The organism is Psychrobacter sp. PL15 (genome assembly GCF_035984995.1).
Lineage (GTDB): Bacteria > Pseudomonadota > Gammaproteobacteria > Pseudomonadales > Moraxellaceae > Psychrobacter.
Genome location: NZ_JAXCIB010000035.1, coordinates 1 through 1,069 on the forward strand (window position 1 = coordinate 1; position 1,069 = coordinate 1,069).

The window sequence follows — 1,069 nt, forward strand, 5'->3', positions numbered from 1 at the left end:
CCAGTTGGTGGTGCGGTACTTCTTCTTGTCGGCGGCAGGAATATGTGGTTTCATCTCTTTATAATATCAAATATAAGTGCTTATGCAACAAGGCCCCACCAGACCAAAAGATATACCAATAGACCGTCCACTAGAAGAGGATGTGACATTAAAAACAATAGTTTTTGGATCATCAAGAGAAAGCTATTATCCTAATACTAAACAAGCTACAGATTTATTAAGCTGTCCAAACCTTAGTGATGTAAAAGATAGGTATAGAGAGGGAGAAAAAAACGCACTAGTTTTAGATAGTTTTACTCGTACACTGCGTAACGCTTCAAATAAAATTTGGATTCTTGACACTTATCTACATAAAAACTTTAGTAAAAATGAAGTCCTTGACTCTATCCTTAACTCTATCTTAATAAACAAAGCTACTATAGATGTTAGATTTTATCTAAAATCAAAAACTAACGAAGAAGAGATTAAAGAAATCGTAAACTTTTATAACGATCTTATACGAGAGGATAGGAGTAATTCTAGAGCTACTACCATTGCCCTTAAATTTTATGATAATTTAAATTATCTACATGATAGATTTGCCATTGTAGATAATGATTTATGGCATTTTGGATCAGATGTTGGTGCATTGTTACCTAGCTTACATGCAACAAGCTATGGTTGGAATGCAAAAAAACTTAAAATTACTGATTTCTTTGAAGAGCTATGGAAGGAAGGAAAATGAATAACATTATATCTTGGAATATTCCCAATCGCTTAGACTATCAAAGTTATCAAAAAAAACAAGATAGTATTTTTAAGTTATGGGATCTCATATATGAAAATGACGCCATAACTTCTATCTTTTCTAATAGGTTAGTGGAAACAGAAGATAGTTTCTCCATATTTTTTGAACAAATCAAAAGTAAGCTAGAAACATTATATGGTAGATACGATGATGACTATATAACTGAATGTGGTTTAGCCATCCAGATGGCCTTGTTGCATAAGCACTTATATTTGATATTATAAAGAGATGAAACCACATATTCCTGCCGCCGACAAGAAGAAGTACCGCACCACCAACTGG

The 1,069-nt window shown here is 33.0% G+C and carries 2 protein-coding genes; both read left to right on the forward strand.

From position 1 onward, the window contains the following. Positions 1-82: 82 nt before the first annotated feature. Complete coding sequence (locus RCH20_RS12445; protein ID WP_327193826.1) at positions 83-724, forward strand: hypothetical protein; 642 nt, start codon at positions 83-85, stop codon at positions 722-724. Next, positions 721-1,011, forward strand: coding sequence for a hypothetical protein (locus RCH20_RS12450; protein ID WP_327193827.1), 291 nt, complete (start codon positions 721-723; stop codon positions 1,009-1,011). Before RCH20_RS12445 ends, RCH20_RS12450 begins: the two co-directional genes overlap by 4 nt. The last annotated feature ends 58 nt before the right edge of the window (positions 1,012-1,069 follow it).

What these genes read in the sequence shown, in the direction of transcription:
- RCH20_RS12445 (WP_327193826.1), top strand. Translation starts at nt 83, where the DNA reads ATGCAACAAGGCCCCACCAGACCAAAAGATATACCAATAGACCGTCCA.
- RCH20_RS12450 (WP_327193827.1), top strand. Translation starts at nt 721, where the DNA reads ATGAATAACATTATATCTTGGAATATTCCCAATCGCTTAGACTATCAA.